This window comes from Alcanivorax sp. HI0044 (genome assembly GCF_001634945.1).
On record NZ_LWEZ01000081.1, the window covers coordinates 1 to 774 of the forward strand.

At 54.0% G+C, this 774-nt stretch carries 1 pseudogene; it reads right to left on the minus strand.

The annotated features are described in order from the left end of the window. Positions 1–774 (minus strand): annotated as a pseudogene (locus A3730_RS30810) (sensor histidine kinase); the annotation flags it as partial.

A 774-nucleotide genomic window follows, 5' to 3' on the forward strand; every position in this document is an offset into this window, starting at 1 on the left:
GCCAGAAAGATTGCCATTACCCAGGAATGGAAACCGTCAACAGGGCTGGCCACCTGTTGAGTTTGATCGATGACAATGGCTACGCAAAATGCCAGATAAAACCCTGTGGTGAGCCAACGTGAAGGGAACTGGCGCGGGTAGTTCCACAAGAAGGCGGCGAGAGAGGCAGAAAACAACAAGGCGCCTAGATGGTTAAGCCCTGAAAGCCAGGCGAACAACGTGCCGGAGATGAAGAAATCGCGAGTGCTGTAAATGGCGGCAGCCGAGGAAAAAAGCACATAACTCAGGCCTGTTACCGCAAATGAGGTAATGGCCACCTCGTGTTTTGCTGGTACCCAGACAAGAATGCAAATCACCATGCCAGCCAATCCGCAGACCAGCTGTAACCAGAAAAGGCCGGGGAGTTGGGTCAGGTGCCGTTGCTGTAACTGTACGGGATAAGTGTTGCCCGCATCATCCACCAGCATCAGCTGGCCATCGGAAAGCCATTGGGATAGCTCGCGGTGAGTTTCGAAAAACACATTGAGCTCGGTGTAGTGAGGCAGAACATCAGGCTCTTCCAGTAGCAGGAAGGGGGCGGCAGGACGTGAGGATCGGCCATTGCTGAACGCCGTGAGAAGAATCTCGCCCGTGCCAGGAATATCCGCGACAAGCTGCTCGGCCTTCTGTTGGAAGGTGATGTCACTAGTGGGCAGGGTGAGTGCCGTTGCGATAGCCATCAGGCCATACAGTGCCACCAGAAAAAGCCCGGTAATAATTCGTGTTTTCAGCGAA